We start from the raw sequence: 26,493 nt of genomic DNA, 5'->3' as shown, positions 1-26,493 counted from the left end.
GGCGCTCAATCCGCGTCGCCGAGCGAAGCAAGCAGCTCCGCCTGATGTTCGCTGACGAGCGCGCTGATCAGTTCGTCGAGATCGCCGTCCATGATTGCATCGAGGCGATACAGCGTCAGATTGATCCGATGATCTGTCAGACGCCCTTGCGGGAAGTTGTAGGTGCGAATCCGCTCCGAGCGATCGCCCGAGCCGATCAGACTCTTCCGCGTCGCCGCTTCTTTCGCCTGCTGCTCGTGCGACTGCTTGTCCTTGATGCGCGCCGCGAGCACCTTCAGCGCGCGGTCCTTGTTCTTGTGCTGCGAGCGGTCGTCCTGACATTCGACGACGATGCCCGTCGGCAAGTGCGTGACGCGCACGGCCGAATCCGTCTTGTTGATGTGCTGACCGCCCGCGCCCGACGCCCGGAACGTGTCGATGCGCAGATCGGCCGGATTGATTTCGACTTCGCCGATCTCGTCGGCTTCCGGCATGACCGCCACCGTGCACGCGGACGTGTGAATGCGGCCCTGCGTTTCGGTTGCCGGCACGCGCTGCACGCGATGGCCGCCGGACTCGAACTTCAGCTTCGAATATGCGGCTTCGCCCGCGATCCGCACGATCACTTCCTTATAGCCGCCCAGATCGGATTCGCTCGCCGACATCATCTCGACCTGCCAGCGGTTGCGCTCGGCGTAGCGCAAATACATGCGCAACAGGTCGCCTGCAAAAAGCGCGGACTCGTCGCCGCCGGTGCCGGCGCGAATTTCGAGGAAGATGTTGCGGTCGTCGTTCGGATCTTTCGGCAACAGCATCTTCTGCAGTTCGCCGCCGAGCTGTTCCATGCGCTCACGCGCCGCGCGAATTTCCTCTTCGGCGAATTCGCGCATGGAGATGTCCGTCAGCAGTTCCTGCGCGGTGGCGGCGTCGTGCATGGCCTGGCGCCACAGCGCGTATTGCTCGACGACGGGCCCAAGCTCGGCGTGTTCGCGCGTGAGCTTGCGATATTGATCGAGGTTCGAGGTGATGTCCTCGCGGCTTAACAGATCGTTCAGTTCGGCCAGCCGTGTCGTCAGCTGGTCGAGCTTGCGTTGCATGCTCGTTTTCATCGGGCGGGTATCGGAGCGGGCTCCGGAAGGACAGCAACCAGGAAAATGGGCGGATGCCCGGGACAGAAGCATGTGGCGGGCCACTGCGAGGCCACCGGCGGGTGGCGCGGACGAGGCGGTGCGCGCCGCTAACGTTCCGAGGAACCGGAGTGTTTGTAGAAGCCGCCCATCAATTCGATGAGCGTGTCGCGGTTTTCACCGCTAGCGCGGTTAAGCGCGTGAGTGGGACCGTGAATCAGCTTGTTGGTCAGCGCTTGCGAAAGCGCCTCGATCACCGCGGCAGGATCGTCGCCGCGCGCGAGCATTTTCTGCGCGCGTTCGACTTCGGCCCGGCGCAGCACGTCGGCTTGCGTATGCATGTGACGGATCACCGGCACGATGCTGCGCGCCTCGAGCCACTGCATGAAGTTCTGCACGCGCGTTTCGATGATCGCTTCGGCCTGTGCAACCGCGGCCTGGCGCGACGCATTGCCTTCGCGGACGATCGCGCCGAGGTCGTCGACGGTATACAGGAACACGTCTTCCAGCTTGCCGACTTCCGGTTCGATGTCGCGCGGAACCGCCAGATCGACCATGAAGATCGGCCGATGGCGGCGCGCCTTGACCGCGCGCTCGACCGCGCCCAGGCCGATGATCGGCAACGTGGAAGCCGTGCACGACACGATGATGTCGAACTCGTGCATGCGCGTCGGCAAGTCCGACAGCGGAATGGCCCGGCCGTTGAAGCGCTCCGCGAGCCGCGTGCCGCGCTCGGCCGTGCGGTTCGCGACCACGAGTTCACGGGGCTGCTGCGCGGCGAAGTGCGTCGCGCACAGCTCGATCATTTCGCCCGCGCCGATGAACAGCACGCGCTGGTTCGACACCTTGTCGAAAATACGTTGCGCGAGCCGCACGGCAGCGGCTGCCATCGAAACCGACTGCGCGCCGATCTCAGTCGTGCTGCGCACTTCTTTTGCGACGGCGAACGTGCGCTGGAACAACTGGTTCAGATAAGTGCCGAGCGCGCCTGCTTCGGACGCGGTGCGCACGGCGTCCTTCATTTGTCCGACGATTTGCGTTTCGCCGAGCACCATCGAATCGAGGCCCGAGGCGACGCGGAACGCGTGGCGCACGGCTTCCGACTGCGGCAGCGCGTAGACGTGCGGCGCGAGTTCCTCGATGGGCAGGTTGTGATACCGCGACAGCCATTGGATCGCGGCTTCGCGCGCGGCCTGGTCGTCGGTCGCGCAATAGAGTTCGGTGCGATTGCAGGTAGAGAGAATCGCCGCTTCAGGCGCCGAGCGGGCCGTGCCGCCGAGCCAGACGCTCTTGAAGGTGTCCAGTGCAGGCTTGATCTGTTCGAGCGGAAACGCCACGCGTTCGCGCAAGGCGACAGGCGCTGTGTGGTGATTGATTCCGATCGTTAAGAGCTGCATGCTGGGGAGCTATGGTTTAGCCCCATATTATAGCGTTTTCGCGATTCTTACTCGCTGCGCCTCGCACCCGCGCCGCTTATGCCAGCCATCAGGCCGGTGCGGCAGCGCCTTCCACGGAAAATGCGTCGAGCTGATAGCCGTAGCCGTACAGCGGCGCAAGCGAATAGCCATGCTCCGGGCGCAATTCGAGCTTGGACCGCACGCGCGACGCGTGCGTGTCGACGGTGCGCGACTTTACGTCGCGGCGCCGTGCCCACACGGTTTCCATGATGTGCGCGCGCGACACGGGCCGCGACAGATTGGTGAACAGCAGCAGCGCGAAGCGGAACTCCTTCGGCGTCAGCGTGACCACGCGGTTGCGGAACGTGACGGCGAAGTTGGCGGCGTCGAACGTATAGCCGCGAATCACGTCGTGCCGTCGATTGGGCGGCCGGCGCAAGCCTGCGCGCCGCAGCAGCGCGTCGACGCGCGCGAGCGTTTCGGGGCCGCGTACCGGCTTGGCGAGACAGTCGTCGGCGCCCGCGTGCAGCACGGCGACGATCTGGCTTTCGCGCGGCTCCGTCATCATCACGATGACCGGCAGGCTCGGCAGAAGGGCTCGGGCGCGCGCGATCACATCTTCGGCGGAATGGTCGCCGGTCCAGTTTTCGGTAATCAGCAGATCGAAGAATTGGTCCGCGGCTTGCGCGAGGAACGGGGCGCTCGTGGCGAAGTGCTGACACACGTGGCCGCCGGCGAACATGAGCCGGGTGACCAACTGGGCGTGCCGCGGGTCCGGCTCGATAAGGGCGATTCGCATGCGCGCAATCCACTTGACGACGGCCAGGAACCAGGCTTTTCCGTAAGGCCTCCAGCTTGCCTAACATCACCCCGACCCCTAAACTCAACCGCTGTGCGGAAAGCGCCGTGCTGATTTTTTGAGAAGAGACAAAAATGCTAGCTGTCGTTGTGCCTCGCGCCCATGAGACAAATCCGAAACTGCGCGAGTCCATCCGCTGATGGGCTGGGCTGGAATCGTCGTACTCGGAGCCGCAATCGGCTTCGCGGGCTGGTGGTTGCATCCGCTGCGCCGCTTGAACAACGCCGGCCGCTCCGGCGGCTCGAAAGGCGCCCGCCTATGGGTGGCGCTGCTGGCCGGCGTGCTGGGCGCGATCGTCGCGCGCATGGCCGGCAATGTGATCGGTCTTTTCCATGACGGCGAGATACTGGAATGGCCTGTGTGCACGGCCGTCGCCATGATCGCCGTCGCCGTGACGGTCGGCTTGCTTTCCCGTCGATGAATACTTGCAGGTGACCTCCATGAATGCCCGACTTCCCCAAACTTCTTCCATTCCCGAACGGCTCGCCGGCTTGCGCAGCGCGATGGCGCGCGAAGGCGTCGCCGCTTACCTCGTGCCGTCCGCGGACCCGCATTTGTCCGAATATCTGCCGGGGCGTTGGCAGGGCCGCGAGTGGCTGTCCGGCTTCACCGGCTCGGCGGGCACGCTGATCGTCACCGCCGACTTCGCGGGCGTCTGGACCGACAGCCGCTACTGGGAGCAGGCCAATGCGCAACTGGCCGGCAGCGGCGTTCAGCTCATGAAGATGACCGGTGGTCAGCAGACCGCGCCGCATTTCGAGTGGCTCGCTGAAAACGTGGCGCCGGGCGGCACCGTCGGCGTGGACGGCGCCGTGCTCGGCGTGGCGGCGGCGCGGGCTTTGACTCAAGCGCTCACGGCGCGCGGCGTGAAGCTGCGCACCGACGTCGATCTGTTCGACGGCATCTGGCCGCAGCGCCCGTCGCTGCCCGATGCGGCGGTGTTCGAACACGCCGAGCCGCATGCAAGCGTCGCGCGTTCGGAAAAGCTCGCACAGGTCCGTCGCGCAATGGCGGAAAAGGGCGCGCAGTGGCACTTCATTTCCACGCTCGACGACCTGGCGTGGCTCTTCAATCTGCGCGGCGCCGACGTCAGCTTCAACCCGGTTTTCGTCGCGCACGCGTTGATCGGCGAACACGGCGCGTCGCTTTTCGTCTCCGACGGCAAGGTGCCGCCCGCGCTCGCCGAAGCGCTCGCGCGCGACGGCGTCAATGTCGAGCCCTACGCGAAAGCGGCCGATGCGCTCGCCGCGCTGCCCGCCGGCAGCACCTTGTTGATCGACCCGCGCCGCATCACGTACGGCTCGCTGCAATCGGTGCCGTCGACGGTGAAGGTGGTCGAGGCGGTCAATCCGTCCACCTTCTTCAAGTCGCGCAAGACCGAAGCCGAGGCGAAGCACGTGCGCGAGACGATGGAGCAGGACGGCGCGGCGCTCGCCGAATTCTTCGCGTGGTTCGAAAGCGCGCTCGGCCGCGAGACGATCACCGAACTCACTATCGACGAACGTCTGACGGCCGCGCGCGCGCGTCGGCCGGGTTTCGTGTCGTTGAGCTTTGCGACCATTGCGGGCTTCAACGCGAACGGCGCGATGCCGCACTATCGCGCGACTCGGGAATCGCATTCGGTGATCGAGGGCAACGGCCTGTTGCTGATCGACTCCGGCGCGCAGTATCTGAGCGGAACGACCGACATCACGCGCGTGGTGCCGATCGGCACGATCAGCGACGCACAGCGGCGCGATTTCACGATCGTGCTGAAGGGCACCATGGCGCTGTCGCGCGCGAAGTTTCCGCGCGGCATCCGCTCGCCGATGCTCGACGCCATCGCGCGCGCGCCGATCTGGGAAGCCGGTGCCGACTACGGTCACGGCACGGGCCACGGTGTCGGCTATTTCCTGAACGTTCACGAAGGCCCGCAAGTAATCGCGCACTACGCGCCGGCCGAACCGTGGACGGCGATGGAAGAAGGCATGATCACGTCGATCGAACCGGGCGTCTACCGGCCAGGCAAGTGGGGTGTGCGGATCGAGAATCTGGTGCTGAACGTGCCCGCCGGTCAGACCGAATTCGGCGACTTCCTCGAGTTCGAGACGCTCACGCTGTGCCCGATCGACACGCGCTGCCTCGACTTGTCGCTGCTGCGCGACGACGAACGCGCGTGGCTCAACAGCTATCACGAGACGGTGCGCACGCGCCTCGCGCCGCATGTTTCCGGCGACGCGAAGACGTGGCTCGAACTGCGCACGCAGCCTGTCTGAGCAGCAAACCGTATAACGACGCATAACGACGTTTAACGAAGCATAGCCACGGAGAGCGCATGGCCATCAAGGCAGTGGTGTTCGATTTCGGCGGCGTGCTGATCGACTGGAATCCCGAGTACCTGTATCGGCAACTGATTCCAGACGAAGCCGAGCGCCGCTGGTTTCTGACTCACGTGTGCTCGATGGATTGGGTGGTTCGCCAGGACGGCGGCCAGCCGATCGCCGAGGCAACGGCCGAACTCATCACGCGCTTCCCCGACCACGAAGCGCTGATCCGCGCGTTTTACGAGCGCTGGCACGAAATGGTGGCCGGCGTGCTGGACGACGGCGTCGCGATCATGGAAAAGCTCGAGGCCGCCGAGGTGCCGCTCTTCGGCCTGACGAACTGGTCGGCCGAGACCTTTCCTTATGCGTGGGAAAACTACCCGGTGCTGCGGCGCTTTCGCGACATCATCGTGTCGGGGCGGGTAGGTCTGGTGAAGCCCGATCCGGCCATCTTCGCGGCCATGCTAGAGCGGATTCACGCGCAAATGCCGGCCATCGAACCGTCCGAACTCGTCTTTATCGACGACAACCCGAAGAACGCCGCAGCCGCTACGGCGCTCGGCTGGTACGGCGTGCATCACGTCAGCGCCGCGCAGACCGAAGCGAGGCTGCGCGAACTGGGGTTGCCGGTTTGACTAGACGCGCGTGGCAAACGCAGAGCGCTTGGGCGCATCCGCTTGCGCGCCGTGTTCGCCACGCGGTTTGATCCGCTCACTGCCCCAGCAAATTCTTCAACGCATTTCCCAGGCCTTTTACCGTTTCGCCCGCGCCTTTCGCCACGCCTTCCACGCTGACGCCCAGCGCTTTCGCGAAGCCGGCGGCGATGCGCGTCGTCAGCCCTTCCTGCACCGAGAATTTCGGGTCGCGTAAATTGCCGTCGAGCACGAAGTGCAGCGTGATGTCGCCGTTGTGCGCCTTCAAAGCGGCAACCGCGGCCTTCGTCGGAATGGACATGAATGTGTCGAGCGGATTGCCGGTGTCCGCAAGTTGCAACTGATGAACCGTGATCGTGCCGGGCGCGTGCAACTGATAATTGCGCACCGACGACTCGATGCTCATGTCGATCGTGCCGCTTGTCACTTGCGCCTTCGCGCCGGCTTTCTTCACGAGATACGGATCGAGCATGACGACGTCGACGCCGCGCAGTGTGCTGGTCGTCTGCGAATCCTTGCTGGCGATTTTGATCCAGCCGCTGAACGTCACCGTGCCGGTGTGCGACGGCCCTTTGATCGAGCCTCTGACATTGACGTTGGTCGGCTCCGTGAGCGCGGGCAGACGAATGTTGTCGACGGTCGCGTTCGCGTCGCTCACCGTCACCTTGTAAGCGGGCGAGCCGACCGTCATGTCGTAGAAATGAAAGCGGCCCTGCTCGAAACTGATGTGATCGACCTGCTTGTCGCGCGGCATCGAACTCGCTGATGCGGCACCTGCGTCGTCGTTAGTGCTGTTGACCGATTGACGCAGATTCGGCAGCAGACGGATCGTGCCGTTTTGCGTGCGCAGCACCGCCATGTCGAAACCGCGCACCGTCACGCTGCGGATATGCATGCGGTGCTGGAGTAGATCGCGGATGTCCGGCGTCAGGATGATCTCGTCCGCTCTCAACGGATCGCCGGCGGGCCAGCCAGGCGGCGGCTTCAACAGAACGTTGCTGAGATGCACGGAGGTCAAGCCGACGTCGATGCTTTGCGCGCTGCCAAGCGGACCGAGCGCCGCGACCACGCGCGCTTTCACTTCGCGCTGCGCGTATTGCAGCAGGCCGAATGCAATAACGACGAGCACGACCAGCACGCTGCTCGCGGCAGCGATCCAGCGTTGGCTCTTCGACATTGCCATGCTTGTTCCCTCGTCACCGCAACGGTTTTGTTCCCGATAACGCGCGCCAGCCAATACAAGTCGCGCGGACGACATATAGCACGCGCAACGGAGCAATGCGTGTGCCGTGTCGCATGTCGCCGATGTCTGGCGTAGGTGAAGGGTATCGAAGGAGGGTAGGGAGTTGCTGCGAAGAACGGCTGAGCGTACGGCGCACGCTGACCGTTTGCAAAGCTGAGGGGATAACTGCGCCCGAACGCGGCCCACTCGTCTTCCGACGAGCAGACCGCTTTTCGCGCAGCTTCTGACGCGGTGAACCTTTAACGCCGTGTACCTTTAACGCCGCGTGAACCTTAACGCGTGATCGGCTTATACCGCAGACGCTTCGGACGCGCCGCTTCTTCACCCAGGCGTGCGCGCTTGTCCGCTTCATACTCCTGGTAATTACCGTCGAAGAACGTGATTTGCGAATCGCCTTCGAACGCGAGAATGTGCGTCGCGATCCGGTCGAGGAACCAGCGGTCGTGCGAAATCACCATCACCGAGCCGGCGAATTCGAGCAATGCGTCTTCGAGCGCGCGCAGCGTTTCGACGTCGAGATCGTTCGACGGTTCATCGAGCAGCAGCACATTGCCGCCCGCAATCAACGTCTTCGCGAGATGCAGACGGCCGCGCTCGCCGCCCGACAGATTGCCGACCGTCTTCTGCTGATCGCCGCCCTTGAAGTTGAAGCGGCCAATGTAGGCACGCGACGGCGTCTCGTACTTGCCGACCGTCAGCACATCGGCGCCGCCGGAAATCTCTTCGAACACAGTCTTCGTCGAATCGAGCGCGTCGCGGCTCTGGTCGACGTAAGCGAGCTTCACCGTCGGCCCCATGACGATCTCGCCCGAATCCGGTTGTTCGCGGCCAGTCAGCATGCGAAACAGCGTGGACTTACCCGCGCCGTTCGGACCGATGATGCCGACAATCGCGCCCGCCGGCACCTTGAAGCTCACGTTGTCGAGCAGCAGACGGTCGCCATACGACTTGCTGACGTTCTTGAACTCGATCACTTCATTGCCGAGGCGGTCGCCGACCGGAATGAAGATTTCCTGCGTTTCATTGCGCTTCTGATAGTCCTGGCTGTTCAGTTCCTCGAAGCGCGCAATACGCGCCTTCGACTTCGCCTGACGGCCCTTCGGATTCTGGCGCACCCATTCCAGTTCTTTCTTGATCGCCTTCTGACGCGCGGATTCCGACGCTTCTTCCTGCTTCAGGCGCTCTTCCTTCTGATCGAGCCAACTGCTGTAGTTGCCCTTCCACGGAATGCCGTGGCCGCGGTCGAGTTCGAGAATCCACTCGGCCGCGTTATCGAGGAAGTAGCGATCGTGCGTGACCGCGACGACGGTGCCCGGAAAGCGCGTGAGGAACTGTTCGAGCCAATCGACCGATTCCGCGTCGAGGTGGTTGGTCGGCTCGTCGAGCAGCAGCATGTCGGGCTTTTCGAGCAGCAGCTTGCACAGCGCGACGCGGCGCTTTTCGCCGCCCGACAGATGTTCGATTTTCGCGTCCCAGGCCGGCAGACGCAGCGCGTCGGCGGCGATCTCGATCTGCTGTTCGGCGCTGCCGCCGTCGGTGGTCGCGAGAATCGCTTCGTACTTCGCCTGCTCGGCGGCGAGCGCGTCGAAGTCCGCGTCCGGTTCCGCGTAGGCCGCGTAAATTTCATCGAGCTTCTTCTGCGCGTTGAACACGTCGCCGAGACCTTCTTCGACGGTTTCGCGCACCGTCTTGTTCGGATCGAGCTGCGGCTCCTGCGGCAGATAGCCGATGTTCAGATTCGGCATCGGCGTCGCTTCGCCTTCGATGTCCTTGTCCACACCGGCCATGATGCGGATCAGCGTCGACTTGCCCGAGCCGTTCAGGCCGAGCAGGCCGATCTTCGCGCCGGGGAAAAACGACAGCGAGATGTCTTTCAGGATTTGACGCTTGGGCGGCACGATCTTGCCAACCCGGTTCATGGTGAAGACGTATTGGGCCATTTGCTTGTGTGCTTGATAGACGTTGACGACGCCGGCCGCGTTCGGGCGGGCAGCCGTGGGTGGATCGGTAATCGGTGTGTGCCGGGGCGGCGTCGAACACGCTGTCAGCGCAACGACGCGAGCACGCCGGGTGCAAATCGCATTGTACTTCGGCAGGGGAGTGCGGGCGGTAGCGCGGCTTGCGGCTTGTGTCAGTTCGCGCGCAGCGGCGGTGAAATCACAGCCAGCTTGCTACGCCGCCGTGCCGCGAGCAGGTGCCGCTGTGGTGCCGGCTGAAGCTGTAGGTGCCGTCGCGGCAGCGGGCGGTCGCGCCGTCGGGCGCCTTGCCTGAGAGTGAGCGGGCCGGCGCGTGTACCGTGTTGCCGTCGCGATTCGTGTAGGTGTTGTGATTGCTGAGGTCGGCTTCGTCGGGCGTTGTGCCTGGCGCGACGTACGCGAATGCCGGCGAGATGCTCAACGATAGCGTCAGCAACAGCGCAACCGATGCGCCACGGGCGGTTCTAAGACCAATACCTTGCATGGCGTTAGAGATCGTTCTTGTAGTTGTGAGTATTGTTATGAGGCGCTCAACTTAGTTCACCCGCCGGCCACTCGTCGAATCGAAGAAATGCAGATGACGCGCGGGCAACGCGACCTGCAATGCCTCGCCAGCCGCGGGCCGATGCGCGTGCGGCAAACGCACGGTCACGTCATGCTTGCCCCATCGTCCGTGCGCGAGATTGTCGGCACCGAGCAACTCGCATGAATCGACGGTGAGCGTTGCGTGCGGCGCATCCGCTTGCCCCGGACTCATGTGCTCCGGACGAATACCTAGCGTGTATTCGCGCCCCTTGGCGACTTCGCCGCCAATCGACGCCACGCCCGTGAGCGGCAGTTGCGGCCCGTTGCCGGCGATGTCGAACGTGGAGCCGTCGTCGGACACACGGCCTTGCAGCAGATTCATTCCCGGCGACCCGATGAAGCCCGCGACGAACACCGTCGCCGGCCGTTCGTAAACTTCGGTCGGTGCGCCGATCTGCTCGGCGTGGCCCTTGTTCATCACGATCACGCGTTGCGCGAGCGTCATCGCTTCGATCTGATCGTGCGTGACGTACAGGCTCGTCGTAGAGAGCCGCGCATGCAGACGCTGAATCTCGAGCCGCATTTGCACGCGCAGACGCGCGTCGAGATTCGACAACGGTTCGTCGAAGAGAAACACGGCCGGTTCTCGCACGATCGCGCGGCCCATTGCCACGCGCTGACGCTGCCCGCCCGACAGTTCGCGCGGCTTGCGCTGCAACAGCGCTTCCAGTTCGAGAATCTGCGCGGCGGCGTTCACGCGCTGCGCGATCTGCGCCCGCTCGACGCCCGCGATCTTCAGCGCATAGCCCATGTTTTCGGCCACGCTCATATGCGGATAGAGCGCGTAGTTCTGAAACACCATCGCGATGTTGCGGTCCTTCGGCTCCAGTTCGTTCACCACTTTGCCGGCGATCGAAATGCTGCCCTCGGAGATGCGCTCGAGTCCTGCGACCATCCGCAGCAACGTCGATTTGCCGCAACCGGACGGCCCGACCATGACGACGAATTCGCCGTCGTTCACATCGACGTCGATGCCGTGCAACACGAACTGTTTGCCGTCGTAGGTTTTTTTAACGCCTTGCAGTGTCAATGCAGCCATGCGGTTTTAGCCCTTCGTTTGCGTGTCTTTTGTCATTCGTGCGTGCTTGCCTCGTGCGCGGTTTGCGCCGCGCGGATCATTTCTCGGCATCCACGAGACCGCGCACGAACCAGCGCTGCATGGTCAGCACGACGGCGAGCGGCGGCAGCATCGCGAGCAGCGTGGCCGTCATCACGAGATGCCATTCGGTGGCCGTGTCGCCCGAAGCAATCATGCTCTTGATACCGACGACGGCGGTTGTCAGCGACTGCTGGCTCGTGATCAGAATCGGCCACAAATACTGGTTCCAGCCGTAAATAAACGTGATGACGAAGAGCGCCGCCATGTTCGTTTTCGACAGCGGCAACACGACGTCCCAGAAGAAACGCATCGCACCCGCGCCGTCGATGCGCGCCGCTTCCATCAACTCGTCGGGCAGCGTCATGAAGAACTGGCGAAACAGGAACGTGGCCGTTGCGGACGCAATCAGCGGCAACGTCAAACCGCTATACGTATTGCTCAGATTCATCGACGACACGACTTGCACGGTCGGGAAGATACGCACTTCGACCGGCAGCATCAGCGTGATGAAGATGAGCCAGAACGACAGGTTGCGAAACGGAAAGCGGAAGAACACGATCGCATACGCGGAGATCATCGACACGGCGATCTTGCCGATCGAAATGGCGAGCGCCATCACGAGGCTGTTGAACAGCATGCGGCCGAACGGCGCTGCCGCGTTGCCGCTGCCGTGCGCCCACACGGTCGCGATGTTGTCGAACAGATGCGAGCTCGGCACCAGCGACAGCGGCACGGTGAAGATCTGCTGTTCGTTCATGGTCGCCGCGCAGAACGCGACGTACACCGGAAACACGACCAGCACGACGCCGAGTATCAGCACCGCGTGGCAAAAGAGGTCGAAACCGCGGCGGTTCTCGATCATGAGTATTGAACCCTGCGTTCGATGAAGCGGAATTGCACGACCGTCAACGCGACGACGATCACCATCAGCACGACGGATTGCGCGCCCGAGCTGCCGATGTCGAGTCCCTGGAAACCTTCGGCGAAAATCTTGTAGATCAGCGTGCGCGTCGATTGAGCGGGGCCGCCGCCCGTCGCTGCATCGATCACCGGAAAGGTGTCGAAGAACGCGTAGGTGATGTTGATGACGAGCAGGAAGAAGCTCGTCGGCGACAGCAGCGGCAGGGCGATGCCGAAGAAGCGCCGCACGGGACCGGCGCCGTCGATGGCGGCGGCTTCGATCAGCGAGCGCGGAATCGCCTGCAAGCCCGCGTAGAAAAACAGGAAGTTATAGCTGACCTGCTTCCACACCGACGCAAGCACGACAAGAAACATCGCTTGTCCCGCGTTCAAAGCGTGATTCCACACAATGCCTTGCTTCGCGAGCGCGAACGTCACGAGGCCGATGCTCGGGTTGAACAGAAACGACCACAGCACGGCGGCGATGGCCGGCGCGACCGCATACGGCCAGATGAGCAGCGTCTGATACGCCTTTGCGCCGCGCGTCACGCGGTCCGCGCAGACCGCGAGCAGCAGCGAAATCACGAGGCCCGATACGGTGACGAGCGCGCAGAAAATAATCGTCGTGTTGAACGACGACAGATACAGCGGATCGGCGAAGAGCTGCTTGAAATTCGCGAGCCCGACGAATTCGCTCGACGTGCCGAACGCGTCCTGACTTTGCGTGGATTGCCACAGCGCTTCGCCGGCGGGCCACAGAAAGAAGAGCGCCGTGATCGCGAGTTGCGGCGCGACGAGCAGATAGGGCAGCAGGCTGGTGCCGAAGCGGGAGCGCTTTTCCATCGAGGAATCTCAAGAGTTTTGCTGCAAGCGGGTTCCGGCGCGAGTGCGCCGGAACCGACGATGCCGACGCGGGAATTAACTGCCCGCTTTCTCGAAACGCCGCAGCAGTTCGTCGCCGCGCGAGACCGCCGAGTCGAGCGCCTGTTGCGGCGTCTTCTTTTTCACCCCACACCTGCTCGAGCTCTTCGTCGATGATCGTGCGGATCTGCGGCATATTGCCAAGGCGCAAGCCCTTCGTGTACGGCAGCGGCGGCTTGTTGAGCATCTGCTTGATCGCCGTATCGCTGCCGGGGTTCTTCTCGTAGAAGCCCTGTTGCTGCGTCAACTGATACGCGGCGGTCGTGACCGGCAAATAGCCGGTGTCCTGATGCCACTTCGCGGCGACTTCGGGCGAGCTCAGATACGACAGGAATTTCGCCACGCCTTTGTAGACGGCCGGGTCCTTGCCCGCCAGCACCCACAAGCTCGCTCCGCCGATAATCGCGTTCTGCGGCGCGCCCTTCACGTTCGCGTCGTAAGGCATCATGCCGGTGCCGAAGTTGAACTTCGCGTACTTCTTGATCGTGGCAAGCGAGCCCGACGAGTTCGTGATGATGCCGCAGTCGCCGCTATAGAACTTCGAGATCGGTTCGTCCTTGCGGCCAACGTACGTGAACGTGCCGTCTTTCTGCATGCTCTGCAGGAACCGGATGTGCGCGACCTGCAGCGGCTTGTTGAATTCGAGTTGCGCATCGGCGCCGTCAAAACCGTTGTTCTTTGATGCGAACGGCGCGCCGTGCCACGCGCTGTAGTTCTCCAACTGAATCCAGCTTTGCCAGCCCGACGAATAGCCGCACGCCATGCCCGACGCTTTCAGCTTCTGCGCGTCGGCCTGGAGCTCGGCCCAGGTTTTCGGCGGCTGGTTCGGATCGAGACCGGCTTTCTTGAACGCGTCCTTGTTGTAATAGAGGACGGGCGTCGAGCTATTGAAGGGCATCGAAATCAGATGGCCCGTTTTCGCGTCGCTGTAATAGCTTGCGATGGTCGGCACAAACGCCTTTTCGTCGAGCGGCACGCCGGCTTGCTTGAACACGTCCGAGACGGGCACGACGGCTTTCTTAGCCTGCATCATCGTCGCGGTGCCGACTTCGTACACTTGCAGGATGGACGGCGCGTTGCCGCTGCGATAAGCGGCGATGCCGGCCGCGAGCGTCTGGTCGTAAGTGCCCTTGAACACCGGCACGATCTTGTAGTCCGACTGCGACGCGTTGAACGCGTTGGCGATGTCGTTCAGACGTTCGCCCAACGCGGCTTCCATGGCGTGCCAGAACTGGATTTCAGTGGCGGCCTGGGCCGTCTGGCTCATGCCGACGGTGCCCACACTCAGTACAGCGGCGACGGAAAGCGAACGGAACAGCGGCTTGAAACTCATCGATTTGTCTCCTCATCGGAAGGTGCGCGAATGCGAATCGCGCGATTCTATTTGTGTTCGATGACAGTCCGGCGTCGGCCGGCGGATGCCGCAATTTAACATCGGCTGTGAGGAAACTGGAATAGCTGGGTTCTCTAATGCAAAAAGCCCGCGCGAGGCGGGCTTTTCAAAACGCCGGCGTGAGCCGCCAGGCGGTGCTGCGAATATTGCGGCTTTAAAGGCCTTTACACGTTGAACAGGAAGTTCATCACATCCCCGTCGTGCACCACATATTCCTTGCCTTCCGCGCGCATCTTGCCGGCTTCTTTCGCGCCTTGCTCGCCCTTATAGGTGATGTAGTCGTTAAACGAAATGGTCTGCGCGCGAATAAAGCCGCGCTCGAAGTCGGTGTGAATCGCGCCCGCGGCTTGCGGCGCGGTATCGCCGACATGAATGGTCCACGCGCGCACTTCCTTCACGCCTGCGGTGAAGTAGGTTTGCAGGCCGAGTAGCTTGAAGCCCGCGCGAATCACGCGGTTCAGGCCCGGCTCTTCCATGCCCATGTCGGCGAGGAACACTTCCATGTCGGCTTCGTCGAGGTCGGCGATTTCCGCTTCGATTGCTGCGCACACCGCGACGACCGGCGCATTTTCCGACGCCGCGAACTTCGCGACCGCGTCCAGATGCGGATTATTCTGGAAGCCGTCTTCCTTGACGTTCGCCACATACATGGTCGGTTTCGCGGTGATCAGGCAGAACGGCTTAAGCGTCGCCTTCTCTTCGTCCGACAGATCGAGCGCGCGCACGGGCTTGGCCTGATCCAGTTGAGCGCGCACCTTTTCCAGCACGGCGGCGTTCTTGATGGCTTCCTTGTCGTTGCCCGACTTGGCGGCCTTCGAATAACGCGCGAGCGCTTTTTCAACCGTTGCCAGGTCGGCCAGCGCGAGTTCGGTGTTGATGACTTCGATGTCCGACAGCGGATCGATCTTGTTCGCGACGTGAATCACGTTCTCGTCTTCGAAGCAGCGCACGACGTGCGTGATCGCGTCCGTTTCGCGGATGTTGGCGAGGAACTGGTTGCCGAGACCTTCGCCCTTGCTTGCGCCCGCCACCAGACCGGCGATGTCGACGAATTCCACGACCGCCGGAAGGATGCGCTCGGGCTTGACGATTTCCGCGAGCGCCTTCAGGCGCGCGTCCGGCACTTCCACGATGCCGACGTTCGGCTCGATCGTGCAGAACGGATAGTTTTCGGCGGCGATGCCCGCCTTGGTCAGCGCATTGAACAGAGTGGACTTGCCGACGTTAGGCAAGCCGACGATGCCGCATTTGAGGCTCATGGAAATCCTTCAGTGATTCAGTAAATTGCGTGATGCGCTCGACGCCGTATTGCAGGATTCGTGAGCCTTCGGCTTGGGCCGGCAAGAAAAACGCAGCGGAGCGGGACACGACACCAGAGCGGGCGTTGGCTCGACGGTTCTGGGCGGTTTTGTCACGGAAAGCGTAATTGTAACCCGTCTTGTAACCCGTCCCACCGGCTCCTTGACGTGGCTTCAGGAAGCTGCGCGCCCGGTCCGTCCCCCACAACCCCCACGGCTATAATGCGCGGATGAACGCACACCATCAGACTTTCGATGCCGCGGTGATCGGCGGCGGGCTGGTCGGCAAGACCGCCGCGCTCGCGCTCACGCAAGGCGGACTGCGCGTCGCGCTGCTCGCGCAAGCCTGCGCGCCGCTGGCCGCCGGCGCTTCGTTCGACTCGCGGGTGTACGCGTTGTCGTCCAGTTCGCAGGCGCTGCTCGAGCGTTTGCGCGTGTGGCAGGCGCTCGATCTGTCGCGGCTTGGCCCCGTCTACGACATGCGGGTCTATGGCGACGCTCACGCGGAGCTGCATTTCTCCGCGTTTCAGGCGTCGGTGCCGCAACTGGCGTGGATCGTGGAGTCGTCGGTGATCGAGCGCGCGCTCGACGCGGCGTTGCGCTTTCAGCCGAATCTCACGTGGATCGACAGCCGCGCCCAGGCGCTCGATTTCACCGCCGAAAGCGCAAGCGTCGGTCTCGCGAACGGCAACGTGCTGGTGGCGGATCTCGTCGTCGGAGCGGACGGCGCGCATTCGTGGGTGCGCGCGCAGATCGGCTCGAAGATGAACCGGCGCGACTATCGGCAGACGGGCGTCGTCGCCAATTTCAAGGCGGAAAAGCCGCACGGCGAAACCGCGTTCCAATGGTTTAAAGACGGCGAAATCATCGCGCTGCTGCCTATGCCGGACGGCCACGTGTCGCTCGTCTGGTCGGCGCGCACCGAGCACGCCGAGCAACTGATCGCGCTCGATCCCGCGCAACTCGCCGCCGAAGTGGAGCGCGTGACGGGCGGCCAGCTCGGCGGACTCGATTGCGTGACGCCCGCGCAGGGTTTTCCGCTCGCGCTGCAGACCGTGGACCGCCTCGTCGCGCCGCGCGTGGCGCTGGTCGGCGACGCCGCGCATCTGATCCATCCGCTCGCGGGCCAGGGCATGAACCTCGGTCTGCGCGACGTCGCGGCGCTGGCCGATACGGTCGCAGGCAAGGAGTCGTTCCGCGATCTCGGCGACATGGTGCTGCTGCGGCGCTACGAACGCGCGCGCCGCGAAGACATTCGGGCGCTGATGATCGCCACCGACGGCCTGCAAAAACTCTTCTCGGTGCCCGGACCGTTGGCGAAGATCGTGCGCAATAGCGGCATGGCTTTCGTCGGCGCGCAGCCGTTCATCAAGCGCTGGCTGGTGTCGGCGGCGCTTGGCTGAAGCGGCCGCCGAACTCCCTTCAAGATGCGCGCGAAAACGCCCGTTGAAATACCGCGCGGCATTTGCGGCCGATGACACGGGTATCATGAACGCACAGAGGCGGTTCGCGTCAAACCGGCAACCTCGCAAAACGCCAACTCGTGCCCAATGCGCACGATTGAACCAGGAATTCAGCATGAAAAAAACCTTCCGCATGGCGGCTGCCGTGCTCGCGATTGCCGCCGTCACGATCGGCTGCTCCGCGCAGGCCGACCAGACCACCGACAAACTCAAGGCCACGCTGCAAACGCGTCTTGCCGACGTGACGATCAAGAGCGTGACGAAGTCGCCGATTGCCGGCCTTTACGAAGTGAACCTCGGCAGCCAGATCGTCTATAGCGACGCCAACGGCGACTATGTGCTGCTCGGCGACATGGTCGATACGAAGACGCGCAAGAATCTGACGGACGCGCGTCTGTCGGAAACGAATCGCATCGACTTCGCGAGCCTTCCGTTTGCGAACGCGGTCAAAGTGGTGAAGGGCAACGGCGCGCGCAAGATCGCCGTGTTCTCCGATCCGAACTGCCCGTACTGCAAGCAGCTCGAAACCACGCTGAAGTCGATCGACAACGTGACCGTCTACACCTTCCTGTACCCGGTTTTGTCGCCGGATTCGACCGCCAAGTCGAAGTCGATCTGGTGTTCGGCGGACCGCGCGAAGGCATGGGAATCGTGGATGCAGAACCATCAGGCGCCCACCGCCGCCGGCACCTGCGACACCGCCGCGATCGACAAGAATCTCGCGCTCGGCCACGCGATGAACGTGGAAGGCACGCCGACCGTGTTCCTCGCCGACGGCCGCCGCCTGCCCGGCGCCGTGCCGGCCGACCGGCTCGACAAGGAAATGGCCGCGGTGCACTGAGCACGCGGCTCACACCTGACAAAGGAGGCGCGAGAGGCGCCTCCTTTCGCATCAAGCTCCCAAACAATCACACAGAAAAATCCACTCGCCGCCGATGAAGCCGATCCGCTACACCATCGTTCCCAAGCAGCCCGCCGCCCATCTGTTCGAAGTCACCGTGACCGTCGCCGATCCCGATCCGGCCGGCCAGCGTTTCATGCTGCCGGTGTGGATTCCGGGCAGCTACATGGTCCGCGAGTTCGCGCGCAACATCGTCACGCTGCGCGCTTTCAACGACGCGGGCCGCAAGGTGCGTGTCGAGAAAACCGACAAGCACACGTGGCAGGCCGCGCCGGTGAAGGGTGCGCTGACGCTGCGCTACGAGGTCTATGCGTGGGATTTGTCGGTGCGCGCCGCGCATCTGGACGACACGACGGGTTTTTTCAACGGCACAAGCGTGTTCCTGGCCCCGCTCGGTCACGAGGACGCGCAGTGCGTCGTCGACATTCAGAAGCCGCAGGGCGCGGCGTATCGCGGCTGGCGCGTCGCGACCGCGCTGCCGGAAGCGCGTGGCACCAAGCGCTACGGCTTCGGCGAATATCGCGCGCAGAACTACGATGAACTGATCGACCATCCCGTGACGCTCGGCGAATTCGAGCTTGCGACATTCAACGCCCACGGCGTGCCGCACGACGTCGTGATCGCCGGGCGCGTGATCGCGCTCGACATGGCGCGGCTTTGCGCGGACCTGAAGCGCATCTGCGAAGCGCAGATCGCGCTGTTCGAGCCGAAGTCGAAAAAAGCGCCGGTGGATCGCTATGTGTTCATGACGCAAGCCGTCACCGACGGTTATGGCGGGCTCGAACATCGCGCGTCGACGGCGCTCATCTGCAATCGCGGCGATCTGCCGGTGCAGGGCCGCGATGCGCTCACCGAAGGCTATCGGACTTACCTCGGCCTGTGCAGCCACGAATATTTCCACACGTGGAACGTGAAGCGCATCAAGCCGGCGGTGTTCGCGCCCTATGACCTATCCGTCGAAAACTACACGTCGCTGCTGTGGCTGTTCGAAGGCTTCACCTCTTACTACGACGACCTGATTCTCGTGCGCAGCGGCCTGATTTCCGCCGACGATTACTTCGGCATGCTCGGCAAGGTGATCGGCGGCGTGCAGCGCGGCAGCGGGCGCACGAAGCAGACCGTCGCCGAAAGCTCGTTCGACGCGTGGGTCAAATACTATCGGCAGGACGAGAACGCGCCGAACGCGATCGTCAGCTATTACACAAAGGGCTCGCTCGTCGCGCTTTCCTTCGACCTGGCGATTCGCGCGCAAACCGGTCATCGCAAGTCGCTCGATGATGTGATGCGTCTGCTGTGGCAGCGCTTTGGCCGCGACTTCTATCGCGGCAAGCCGGTTGGCGTGGAGGAGGGCGAAGTCGAGGCGCTCATCGCCGAGGCGACCGGTGTGCAACTCGGTGAGCTGTTCGCGCAAGCCGTGCACGGCACGCGCGATCTGCCGCTGGAGACGTTGCTCGAACCGTTCGGTGTGACGATCGCGCCGGAGCCTGACAAGAACGGCAAGCCGTCGCTCGGCGCGCGTGTGCGCGGCGGCGCCGATTGCACGCTGGCCGCGGTCCACGAAGGCAGCGCAGCGCAGAAAGCCGGGCTCTCGGCCGGCGACGTGCTGATCGCGCTCGACGGCCTGCGCGTGACGGGCACGAATCTGGACGCGCTGCTCGCGCGCTATCAGCCGGGCGCGAAGGTCGAAGTGCACGCGTTTCGCCGCGACGAGCTGCGCACCGCGCAACTCAAGCTGGACGGGCCGGAAGTGTCGCGCTACAAGCTCGCCGCCACCGACAAGCGGCCCGCTGCCCGCAAGGCGCGCGAACGCTGGCTCGCAAGCTGATTGTAATTGTCGCCCGGTTTAATTGACGTGCTCAGCGGCGGATTGTTCTACCAGTGCAACAATCCGTCGCCGCGGGATGGCTTTTTCCGCAGTCGGTAAAAAAACACAATGACTCCACTCGCGCAAAACTGCGCGCCCACTACTGGAGTCACCATGACCACGATCCTGCAAATCAACTCGGCAGCCCGCTCGCAAGGCGCGAATTCCACGTTGCTCGTCAACGAACTGACCGAAAAGCTGCAACAGTCGAATCCGGGCGCGCAAGTCGTCGTCCGCAACCTGCAAGCCGAACCGCTGCCGCACCTGGACGACGCTGTCCTCGGCGCGTTCTTCACGCCGGCCGACCAGCGGACCGCCGAGCAAGCCGCCATCGCCGCCCGCAGCGAAGCGCTGATCGCTGAACTGCAAGCCGCCGACATCGTCGTGATCGGTGCGCCGATGTACAACTTCGGCATCTCGTCGCAACTGAAGACGTACTTCGACTTCATCGCGCGCGCCGGCATCACGTTCAGCTATACCGCAAACGGTCCGCAAGGTCTGGTGACGGGCAAGAAGGTCTACGTCGTGTCGGCTCGCGGCGGCAAGTATGTCGGCACGCCGAACGACAGCCAGACCCCGTATCTGAAGAGCTTCCTCGGCTTCCTCGGCATGACCGACGTGAACTTCATCTACGCCGAAGGCCTGAACATGGGCCCGGACGCAGCGAGCGCCGCGCTGGCCGCCGCGCGCGAAGCGATCGCTGTTGCTTGAGGTTGAGATGTCGGCTTCGGGCCGACTGTTCGGGGCTGGTGACGCCGCTTGACTGCGGCGCCTGGTTTCTCGATGCAATTGGGAACGCCACGGGGTGTGAGCCACGTGGCGTTTTTGTTTTGGGCGGCGTGGGAGCGCGGGAGCGACGGTGATGCCGAAGCCCGAAGCCCGAAGCCGCGCCTACGCCAGCATCTGCGCCTGATCGGGCAAACGCCAGTCGATCGGTGTGCGGCCGTGCTGCACGAGATACTCGTTGGCCTTCGCGAAATGCCCGCAGCCGAGAAAACCGCGATGCGCCGACAACGGCGAAGGATGCGGCGCCTCCAGCACGTAATGCGATTTGCCGCCGAACAGCGCGCGCTTCGCTTGCGCGTGCGCGCCCCACAGCATGAACACGAGATGCTCGTGGCGCATGGCCAGTTCGTGAATCAGCGTATCGGTGCATTTTTCCCAGCCGCGCTTCGCGTGGCTCGCCGCCGAATTACGCTCCACCGTCAGCACGGTGTTCAGCAGCAGCACGCCTTGCTTCGCCCAGGTGTCGAGGCAACCGTGGCGCGGCGGCTCGTGGCCGAGGCTCGTCGCGATTTCCTTGAAGATGTTGCGCAGCGACGGCGGCGTGCGCACATTCGGCGCCACTGAAAACGCGAGCCCATGCGCTTGCGGCGTGCCGCGATCTTCGCCGTGATACGGGTCCTGGCCGAGGATGACGACCTTCACATCATCGGGACTCGTGAGACGCAACGCGCGGAAGACGTCGGTGGGATAGACGGTTTTACCGGCGGCGCGCTCACCGTCGACGAAACGGCAAAGCGGCGCGTAGGCATCGCTTTCGATGAAGGGCTTCAGGTGCGCGCGCCAGGCAGCCGGCAATGCGGCGAACTGCGCTTCGAGCGTGAGCGTGCCGTGGGCGTGTTGCTGCGATGACGACGGCGATGGCGTTTCGGTTGCGCCGGATGTGTCGCTCGCGGGCGCGGCAGCGTCGCCGAATAGCGAGGCCTGCGATGGCGTCGAGCGGGTACGGGATGAGGAAGTCATGGCGCAGAAGTGTCGCAGCAAATGCGGTGTGACTCAAGTTGAGGCGGATGCCAGCGTTGGCTACGTCAAGGCCCGCTTGGCCGGCGACGTATTCAACCCCTCACCCCGCCCGCAACTGATACCCGCGCTGCGCCTTGCTCACATTTTCCGGCGCAAGCCCCGCAACCTGCTTGCCGAGCTCGACAGAAAGCGCATGCAGCGCGGCTTCGTCGCCGGATTTCAGTTCGAGCTCGATCTCCGAAATCGGCGCGCGGCGCAGTTCGCTGTTCACTTCGGCGAGCACGTTGCCTTGATCGATCGCGGCTTCCACTTGCGAACCGTCGACGCTCACATTCCACAGCGTGCGCGTGAAATCCGTGCGAAACAGTTCGATCAACCGCGGCGCCGCTTCGCGCAGCGCTTCGGCAGCGGCCGGCTCGTCGCACTCAAGCAGCAGCGCATCGATTTCAAGCGCTTCGCCCGCGACCGGCATTTCCCATTCGTGACGGCTATGCAAACCATTGCTCGCGTTGCCCACCGTCTTGAAGGTTTGCAGCCAGCCGTCGGGCGTGTGACGCAAACGCAGCGCGCTCTCCGACGCTGCGAGCGCAAGTTGCGGCGTGTCGAAATAAATATTCGACAGCTTGATCGCGCGGCCTTCGTCGCCGGTGCGCGCGACGAACCACGCCGACGCCGCCTCGACTTGCGCCACCGGCAGCAGCAACTTGATTTCGCGTTCCATGCCCATGATCTGCTCCGCTATGTTCCGCCAGATGCCGTTAAACGCGACGCGTCGTCGTCACGCCGCGCCTGGAAAGAACATGCGCGCAAGCTCCACGCCCGGTTCGGCGGCGCGCATGAACGCCTCGCCGACGAGGAACGTGTTCACGTCCACCGCACGTAGCCGTTCGACATCGGCACGCGACAAAATGCCCGATTCCGTCACGACGATGCGGTCGTCGGGAATCGCGTCGAGCATGCCGATTGTCGTTTCGATCGACGTCTCGAACGTGCGCAAGTTGCGATTGTTGATGCCGATCAGCGGCGTTTTCAGCGTGAGCGCCTGCGTCAACTCTTTGTCGTCGTGTACTTCGACCAACACTGCAAGACCGAGCGATTGCGCCAGCGCTTCGAGATCCTGCATCTCCGAAGTGTCGAGCGCGGCGGCGATCAGCAGGATCGCGTCGGCGCCCATCGCGCGTGCCTCGACGATCTGATACGGATCGACGATGAAATCCTTGCGCAGCACCGGCAACTGACAGGCGGCGCGCGCCTGCTCGAGGTACGCGACGCTGCCCTGGAAGAACTGCACGTCGGTCAGCACGGACAGGCAAGCCGCGCCATGCTTTTCATACGAACGCGCGATTTGCGCCGGCACGAAGTCTTCGCGCAACACGCCTTTCGACGGGCTCGCTTTCTTCACTTCCGCGATCACCGCGGCGAGACCCGCCGCATGCTTCGCACGCAATGCGCCGACGAAATCGCGAAGATCGCGCGACGACGCTTCGAGGCGCAATTCTTCCAGCGGCGCGCTTTGTTCGGCCGCGCGGACTTCTTCGCGTTTGACCGCGATGATGCGGTCGAGGATGTCGCTCATAAGTGTCTCGTTACGTTGGTTGCTGCGTGATCAGTGCTTGAATTCAGTGCTTGAATTGCTGCGTGAAGCGAATCAGTTCGTCGACTTTCGCGCGCGCCTTGCCGCTTGCAATGGCTTCGCGCGCAAGCTGAATACCGTCCGCAATCGACGACGCCACATTCGCCGAATAGAGCGCCGTGCCCGCGTTCAGCGTGACGATCTCGCGCGCGACGCCCGGCTTGTTGTCGAGCGCCTCGAGCAGCATCGCTTTCGACTCAGCGGCATCCGCCACTTTCAGCGTGCGGTTCGACACCATCTGCATGCCGAAGTCTTCCGGATGAATCTCGTACTCGTGCACTTCGCCGTCGCGCAACTCGCCGACTTGCGTTGCTGCGCCGAGCGAGACTTCGTCCATGCCGTCCATACCGTACACCACGAGCACATGCTTTGCGCCGAGGCGCTGCATCACGCGAACCTGAATGCCGACGAGGTCCGCATGAAATACGCCCATCAGTTGATTCGGCGCGCTGGCCGGGTTCGTCAACGGACCGAGAATGTTGAAGATGGTCCGCACGCCGAGTTCGCGGCGCACCGGCGCGATGTTCTTCATCGCCGGGTGATGATTCGGCGCGAACATGAAGCCCATGCCGGTTTCGGCAATCGACGCCGCCACTTGTTCCGGCTGCAAGTCGATATTCACGCCGAGCGCTTCGAGCACGTCTGCGCTGCCCGACTTGCTCGACACGCCGCGATTGCCGTGCTTCGCGACTTTCGCGCCCGCCGCCGCCGACACGAACATGGTCGCCGTGGAAATGTTGAAGGTGTGCGAACCGTCGCCGCCGGTGCCGACGATATCGACGAAGTTCGAGTTGTCCTGCACCTCGACGTGCCGGGCAAATTCACGCATCACCGTCGCGGCTGCGGTGATTTCGCCGATGGTCTCTTTTTTGACGCGCAAGCCGGTGATGATCGCGGCCGACATCACGGGCGACAGCTCGCCGCGCATGATGAGCCGCATCAAATGCAGCATTTCGTCGTGGAAAATCTCGCGGTGCTCGATGGTTCGTTGCAGCGCTTCCTGCGGCGTGATGGTCATGATGTTGTCTCGCTTCATCAGGCGGTGCGTTGGGCCGTCTTCGCTTTCGACTGCTTCACGAAGTTTTCGAGCAATGCGTGACCGTGTTCCGACAGGATCGATTCCGGATGGAACTGCACGCCTTCGACGGCAAGCTCCTTGTGACGCACGCCCATGATCTCGCCGTCGTCGGTCCACGCGGACACTTCGAGGCAATCGGGCAGCGACTCGCGTTCGATCGCGAGCGAGTGATAGCGCGTCACGACGAAATGCTTCGGCAGGTCGGCGAATACGCCTTTGCAGTCGGTTTCGATCGTGCTGACCTTGCCGTGCATGATGGTTTGCGCGCGCACCACGCGTCCGCCGAATGCTTCGCCAATCGCCTGATGGCCGAGGCACACGCCGAGAATCGGCGTCTTGCCGGAGAACTCGCGCAGCACGTCGAGCGTGATGCCCGCGTGTTGCGGATTGCTCGGGCCGGGCGACAGGCAGATGCGCTCGGGGTTGAGCTTCGCGATTTCGTCGAGTGTGATTTCGTCGTTCCGATAGGTGCGGACGTCTTCGCCGAGTTCGCCGAAGTACTGCACCAGGTTGTAGGTGAACGAGTCGTAGTTGTCGATCATGAGCAGCATGGTGTGTCTCCGGTCAGAAGTCGCTATCGAGGCCGTCTTGAACCTGTTCGGCCGCGCGCAACACGGCGCGCGCCTTGTTCTCGGTCTCTTGCCATTCGGATTCGGGCACCGAATCCGCGACGACACCCGCTGCGGCCTGCACATACAGATTGCCGTTCGCGATCACGCCGGTGCGGATCGTGATGGCGAGATCCATTTCGCCGGTGAACGACAGGTAGCCCACGGCGCCGCCGTACAGGCCGCGCTTCACCGGTTCGAGTTCGTCGATCAGTTCCATCGCGCGAACTTTCGGCGCGCCCGACAGCGTGCCGGCCGGGAAGGTGGCGCGCAGCACGTCGAAATTGGTCGTGCCGGGCTTGAGCTTGCCTTCCACCGAACTCACGATGTGCTGCACATGCGAGTACTTTTCGATGACCATCTTGTCGGTCACGATCACCGAGCCGATCTGCGCGATGCGGCCCACGTCGTTGCGCGCGAGGTCGATCAGCATCACGTGCTCGGCAATTTCCTTCGGGTCGTTCAGCAGTTCGGTCGCGAGTTCGGCGTCGCGTTCGGGCGTGTTGCCGCGCGGACGCGTGCCGGCGAGCGGCCGAATCGTCACGATACGATCTTCGCCGCGCTTTTCCTGGCGCACCAGAATTTCCGGCGATGCACCGACCACATGAAACTCGCCGAAGTTGTAGTAGTACATGTACGGCGACGGATTCAGCGACCGCAGCGCGCGATACAGCGACAGCGGATTGTCGCGATACGGCTTCGTCAGACGCTGGCCGACCTGCACCTGCATCAGTTCGCCTGCGGCAATGTATTCCTTCGCCTTGCGTACGGCTGCGAGGTAGTCGTCTTTAGCGAACTCGCGATACGTCTCGGTGCGCACGCTCGCCGACGTGACCGGCGGCTCGACGGTCGAGCGCAAACGCTGGCGCAATTCGCGCAGACGCTGCTTTGCTTTCGTGTATGCCTCGGGTTGCGTCGGATCGGCGTAGATCACGAGGTACAGCTTGCCCGCGAGGTTGTCGATCACAGCGACTTCTTCTGTCAGAAGCAACTGAATGTCCGGCAGATTCAGATCGTCTTTTGGTGCGGTGTGCGCGAGCTTTTTCTCGATGTAACGCACCGCGTCGTAGCCGAAATAACCGGCGAGACCGCCCGCGAAACGCGGCAAACCCGGACGCTGCGCGACCTTGAAACGGCCCTGGAATTGCTGGATGAACTCGAGCGGATCGCCTTCGTGCGTTTCGACGACCTTGCCGTCGCGCACGACTTCCGACACGCCATTGCGAGTGCGCAACAACGTGCGCGCCGGCAGACCGATGAACGAATAGCGCCCGAAGCGCTCGCCGCCCACTACGGATTCCAGCAGGAACGAGTTAGCGCCGTTGCGCTCGGTCTGCGCCAGTTTCAGATACAGCGAGAGCGGCGTTTCGAGATCGGCGAGCGCCTCGGCGATCAGCGGAATGCGGTTGAAGCCCTCGTTGGCGAGGGACTGGAATTCGAGTTCGGTCATGTTCCGATCCTGTTCGT

Annotated in this window: 23 protein-coding genes and 1 pseudogene; 7 read left to right on the top strand and 17 right to left on the bottom strand. The window is 63.2% G+C overall.

Annotated features, from left to right (window positions below; translation table 11 throughout):
• Positions 1 to 5: 5 nt before the first annotated feature.
• The 3 genes from prfA to ABIE53_RS18090 all read right to left on the bottom strand — a co-directional run bounded on the left by prfA (position 6) and on the right by ABIE53_RS18090 (position 3,302).
• Positions 6 to 1,088 carry a peptide chain release factor 1 gene (prfA, locus tag ABIE53_RS18100; RefSeq protein ID WP_006052759.1) on the bottom strand — a complete coding sequence of 361 codons (1,083 nt, stop codon included), beginning with the start codon at positions 1,086 to 1,088 and terminating at the stop codon, positions 6 to 8.
• Positions 1,089 to 1,216: 128 nt separating this feature from the next.
• A complete protein-coding gene (gene hemA / locus ABIE53_RS18095; protein ID WP_006052760.1) occupies positions 1,217 to 2,503 on the bottom strand; it encodes a glutamyl-tRNA reductase in 1,287 nt (428 codons plus the stop codon).
• 88 nt (positions 2,504 to 2,591) lie between these two features.
• Entirely contained in the window at positions 2,592 to 3,302 is a 711-nt protein-coding gene (locus ABIE53_RS18090) for a response regulator transcription factor (RefSeq protein ID WP_107710955.1), read from the bottom strand.
• A gap of 199 nt (positions 3,303 to 3,501) precedes the next feature.
• Here ABIE53_RS18090 and ABIE53_RS18085 point away from each other — a divergent pair, with 199 nt between their 5' ends.
• Genes ABIE53_RS18085 through ABIE53_RS18075 form a run of 3 tightly spaced genes read left to right on the top strand, consistent with a single transcriptional unit; the run spans position 3,502 to position 6,300 of the window.
• A complete protein-coding gene (locus ABIE53_RS18085) occupies positions 3,502 to 3,783 on the top strand; it encodes a hypothetical protein (protein ID WP_107710956.1) in 282 nt (93 codons plus the stop codon).
• Positions 3,784 to 3,802: 19 nt separating this feature from the next.
• Positions 3,803 to 5,617 (top strand): aminopeptidase P family protein, encoded by a 1,815-nt coding sequence (locus tag ABIE53_RS18080; RefSeq protein ID WP_107710957.1) that lies wholly within the window; start codon positions 3,803 to 3,805, stop codon positions 5,615 to 5,617.
• Between the two features lie 59 nt (positions 5,618 to 5,676).
• Positions 5,677 to 6,300 (top strand): HAD family hydrolase, encoded by a 624-nt coding sequence (locus tag ABIE53_RS18075; protein ID WP_107710958.1) that lies wholly within the window; start codon positions 5,677 to 5,679, stop codon positions 6,298 to 6,300.
• Between the two features lie 76 nt (positions 6,301 to 6,376).
• Here ABIE53_RS18075 and ABIE53_RS18070 read toward each other — a convergent pair whose 3' ends face one another.
• The 8 genes and pseudogenes from ABIE53_RS18070 to ychF all read right to left on the bottom strand — a co-directional run bounded on the left by ABIE53_RS18070 (position 6,377) and on the right by ychF (position 15,694).
• Positions 6,377 to 7,501, bottom strand: a complete 1,125-nt coding sequence (locus ABIE53_RS18070) for a DUF748 domain-containing protein (protein WP_029971301.1) — start codon at positions 7,499 to 7,501, stop codon at positions 6,377 to 6,379.
• 332 nt (positions 7,502 to 7,833) lie between these two features.
• A complete protein-coding gene (gene ettA / locus ABIE53_RS18065) occupies positions 7,834 to 9,501 on the bottom strand; it encodes an energy-dependent translational throttle protein EttA (RefSeq protein WP_006052766.1) in 1,668 nt (555 codons plus the stop codon).
• A 217-nt stretch (positions 9,502 to 9,718) separates the two neighbouring features.
• On the bottom strand, positions 9,719 to 10,021 hold the full coding sequence (locus tag ABIE53_RS18060) for a DUF3761 domain-containing protein (RefSeq protein WP_006052767.1): 303 nt from the start codon (positions 10,019 to 10,021) through the stop codon (positions 9,719 to 9,721).
• Between the two features lie 51 nt (positions 10,022 to 10,072).
• A complete protein-coding gene (locus tag ABIE53_RS18055) occupies positions 10,073 to 11,161 on the bottom strand; it encodes a sn-glycerol-3-phosphate import ATP-binding protein UgpC (RefSeq protein ID WP_107710959.1) in 1,089 nt (362 codons plus the stop codon).
• Between the two features lie 76 nt (positions 11,162 to 11,237).
• Positions 11,238 to 12,083 (bottom strand): sn-glycerol-3-phosphate ABC transporter permease UgpE, encoded by an 846-nt coding sequence (gene ugpE, locus ABIE53_RS18050; RefSeq protein WP_029971302.1) that lies wholly within the window; start codon positions 12,081 to 12,083, stop codon positions 11,238 to 11,240.
• Positions 12,080 to 12,964, bottom strand: coding sequence for a sn-glycerol-3-phosphate ABC transporter permease UgpA (gene ugpA, locus ABIE53_RS18045; RefSeq protein ID WP_006052770.1), 885 nt, complete (start codon positions 12,962 to 12,964; stop codon positions 12,080 to 12,082). Before ugpA ends, ugpE begins: the two co-directional genes overlap by 4 nt.
• A 75-nt stretch (positions 12,965 to 13,039) precedes the next feature.
• A pseudogene (gene ugpB, locus ABIE53_RS18040) lies at positions 13,040 to 14,375 on the bottom strand (sn-glycerol-3-phosphate ABC transporter substrate-binding protein UgpB).
• A gap of 224 nt (positions 14,376 to 14,599) precedes the next feature.
• Positions 14,600 to 15,694 carry a redox-regulated ATPase YchF gene (ychF, locus tag ABIE53_RS18035; protein WP_006052772.1) on the bottom strand — a complete coding sequence of 365 codons (1,095 nt, stop codon included), beginning with the start codon at positions 15,692 to 15,694 and terminating at the stop codon, positions 14,600 to 14,602.
• Between the two features lie 269 nt (positions 15,695 to 15,963).
• On the opposite strand from ychF, the gene ABIE53_RS18030 reads away from it, so the two are divergent.
• The 4 genes from ABIE53_RS18030 to ABIE53_RS18015 all read left to right on the top strand — a co-directional run bounded on the left by ABIE53_RS18030 (position 15,964) and on the right by ABIE53_RS18015 (position 20,672).
• Entirely contained in the window at positions 15,964 to 17,136 is a 1,173-nt protein-coding gene (locus tag ABIE53_RS18030) for a UbiH/UbiF family hydroxylase (RefSeq protein WP_029971305.1), read from the top strand.
• A gap of 175 nt (positions 17,137 to 17,311) precedes the next feature.
• Positions 17,312 to 18,037, top strand: a complete 726-nt coding sequence (locus ABIE53_RS18025) for a DsbC family protein (protein ID WP_006052774.1) — start codon at positions 17,312 to 17,314, stop codon at positions 18,035 to 18,037.
• 94 nt (positions 18,038 to 18,131) lie between these two features.
• A complete protein-coding gene (locus ABIE53_RS18020) occupies positions 18,132 to 19,922 on the top strand; it encodes a M61 family metallopeptidase (protein WP_053858786.1) in 1,791 nt (596 codons plus the stop codon).
• A 153-nt stretch (positions 19,923 to 20,075) separates the two neighbouring features.
• Complete coding sequence (locus ABIE53_RS18015) at positions 20,076 to 20,672, top strand: FMN-dependent NADH-azoreductase (RefSeq protein ID WP_006052776.1); 597 nt, start codon at positions 20,076 to 20,078, stop codon at positions 20,670 to 20,672.
• Between the two features lie 180 nt (positions 20,673 to 20,852).
• On the opposite strand, the gene ABIE53_RS18010 is transcribed toward ABIE53_RS18015, so the two are convergent.
• From ABIE53_RS18010 to trpE, 6 genes are all read right to left on the bottom strand, one after another.
• A complete protein-coding gene (locus ABIE53_RS18010) occupies positions 20,853 to 21,707 on the bottom strand; it encodes a uracil-DNA glycosylase (RefSeq protein ID WP_006052777.1) in 855 nt (284 codons plus the stop codon).
• A 100-nt stretch (positions 21,708 to 21,807) separates the two neighbouring features.
• Positions 21,808 to 22,434, bottom strand: a complete 627-nt coding sequence (locus tag ABIE53_RS18005; protein WP_192700440.1) for a CYTH domain-containing protein — start codon at positions 22,432 to 22,434, stop codon at positions 21,808 to 21,810.
• Positions 22,435 to 22,485: 51 nt separating this feature from the next.
• Complete coding sequence (trpC, locus tag ABIE53_RS18000) at positions 22,486 to 23,283, bottom strand: indole-3-glycerol phosphate synthase TrpC (protein ID WP_006052779.1); 798 nt, start codon at positions 23,281 to 23,283, stop codon at positions 22,486 to 22,488.
• A gap of 43 nt (positions 23,284 to 23,326) precedes the next feature.
• Positions 23,327 to 24,358: an anthranilate phosphoribosyltransferase gene (gene trpD / locus ABIE53_RS17995; protein ID WP_044022011.1), complete on the bottom strand. Its 1,032-nt coding sequence runs from the start codon at positions 24,356 to 24,358 to the stop codon at positions 23,327 to 23,329.
• 17 nt (positions 24,359 to 24,375) lie between these two features.
• A complete protein-coding gene (locus tag ABIE53_RS17990) occupies positions 24,376 to 24,969 on the bottom strand; it encodes an aminodeoxychorismate/anthranilate synthase component II (protein WP_006052781.1) in 594 nt (197 codons plus the stop codon).
• 13 nt (positions 24,970 to 24,982) lie between these two features.
• Positions 24,983 to 26,476, bottom strand: a complete 1,494-nt coding sequence (gene trpE, locus ABIE53_RS17985; protein ID WP_006052782.1) for an anthranilate synthase component I — start codon at positions 26,474 to 26,476, stop codon at positions 24,983 to 24,985.
• Positions 26,477 to 26,493 lie beyond the last annotated feature (17 nt).

This window comes from Paraburkholderia sp. OAS925, from assembly GCF_040543975.1.
Classification (GTDB): domain Bacteria; phylum Pseudomonadota; class Gammaproteobacteria; order Burkholderiales; family Burkholderiaceae; genus Paraburkholderia; species Paraburkholderia graminis.
The sequence above is the reverse complement of the archived record's forward strand: the minus strand, read 5'-3'. Positions and strand labels throughout refer to the sequence as shown.

Bases quoted from the DNA above. Each gene is read 5' to 3' on its own strand.
- ABIE53_RS18020 (WP_053858786.1), top strand. From the start codon at position 18,132: ATGAAGCCGATCCGCTACACCATCGTTCCCAAGCAGCCCGCCGCCCAT.
- hemA (WP_006052760.1), bottom strand. From the start codon at position 2,503: ATGCAGCTCTTAACGATCGGAATCAATCACCACACAGCGCCTGTCGCC.
- ABIE53_RS18090 (WP_107710955.1), bottom strand. From the start codon at position 3,302: ATGCGAATCGCCCTTATCGAGCCGGACCCGCGGCACGCCCAGTTGGTC.
- ABIE53_RS17990 (WP_006052781.1), bottom strand. From the start codon at position 24,969: ATGCTGCTCATGATCGACAACTACGACTCGTTCACCTACAACCTGGTG.
- ettA (WP_006052766.1), bottom strand. From the start codon at position 9,501: ATGGCCCAATACGTCTTCACCATGAACCGGGTTGGCAAGATCGTGCCG.
- ugpA (WP_006052770.1), bottom strand. From the start codon at position 12,964: ATGGAAAAGCGCTCCCGCTTCGGCACCAGCCTGCTGCCCTATCTGCTC.
- ABIE53_RS18060 (WP_006052767.1), bottom strand. From the start codon at position 10,021: ATGCAAGGTATTGGTCTTAGAACCGCCCGTGGCGCATCGGTTGCGCTG.
- ABIE53_RS18010 (WP_006052777.1), bottom strand. From the start codon at position 21,707: ATGACTTCCTCATCCCGTACCCGCTCGACGCCATCGCAGGCCTCGCTA.
- ABIE53_RS18080 (WP_107710957.1), top strand. From the start codon at position 3,803: ATGAATGCCCGACTTCCCCAAACTTCTTCCATTCCCGAACGGCTCGCC.
- trpD (WP_044022011.1), bottom strand. From the start codon at position 24,358: ATGACCATCACGCCGCAGGAAGCGCTGCAACGAACCATCGAGCACCGC.
- ABIE53_RS18005 (WP_192700440.1), bottom strand. From the start codon at position 22,434: ATGGGCATGGAACGCGAAATCAAGTTGCTGCTGCCGGTGGCGCAAGTC.
- ychF (WP_006052772.1), bottom strand. From the start codon at position 15,694: ATGAGCCTCAAATGCGGCATCGTCGGCTTGCCTAACGTCGGCAAGTCC.
- ABIE53_RS18055 (WP_107710959.1), bottom strand. From the start codon at position 11,161: ATGGCTGCATTGACACTGCAAGGCGTTAAAAAAACCTACGACGGCAAA.
- prfA (WP_006052759.1), bottom strand. From the start codon at position 1,088: ATGAAAACGAGCATGCAACGCAAGCTCGACCAGCTGACGACACGGCTG.
- ABIE53_RS18015 (WP_006052776.1), top strand. From the start codon at position 20,076: ATGACCACGATCCTGCAAATCAACTCGGCAGCCCGCTCGCAAGGCGCG.
- ABIE53_RS18025 (WP_006052774.1), top strand. From the start codon at position 17,312: ATGAAAAAAACCTTCCGCATGGCGGCTGCCGTGCTCGCGATTGCCGCC.
- ugpE (WP_029971302.1), bottom strand. From the start codon at position 12,083: ATGATCGAGAACCGCCGCGGTTTCGACCTCTTTTGCCACGCGGTGCTG.
- trpE (WP_006052782.1), bottom strand. From the start codon at position 26,476: ATGACCGAACTCGAATTCCAGTCCCTCGCCAACGAGGGCTTCAACCGC.
- ABIE53_RS18085 (WP_107710956.1), top strand. From the start codon at position 3,502: ATGGGCTGGGCTGGAATCGTCGTACTCGGAGCCGCAATCGGCTTCGCG.
- ABIE53_RS18030 (WP_029971305.1), top strand. From the start codon at position 15,964: ATGAACGCACACCATCAGACTTTCGATGCCGCGGTGATCGGCGGCGGG.
- ABIE53_RS18070 (WP_029971301.1), bottom strand. From the start codon at position 7,501: ATGGCAATGTCGAAGAGCCAACGCTGGATCGCTGCCGCGAGCAGCGTG.
- trpC (WP_006052779.1), bottom strand. From the start codon at position 23,283: ATGAGCGACATCCTCGACCGCATCATCGCGGTCAAACGCGAAGAAGTC.
- ABIE53_RS18075 (WP_107710958.1), top strand. From the start codon at position 5,677: ATGGCCATCAAGGCAGTGGTGTTCGATTTCGGCGGCGTGCTGATCGAC.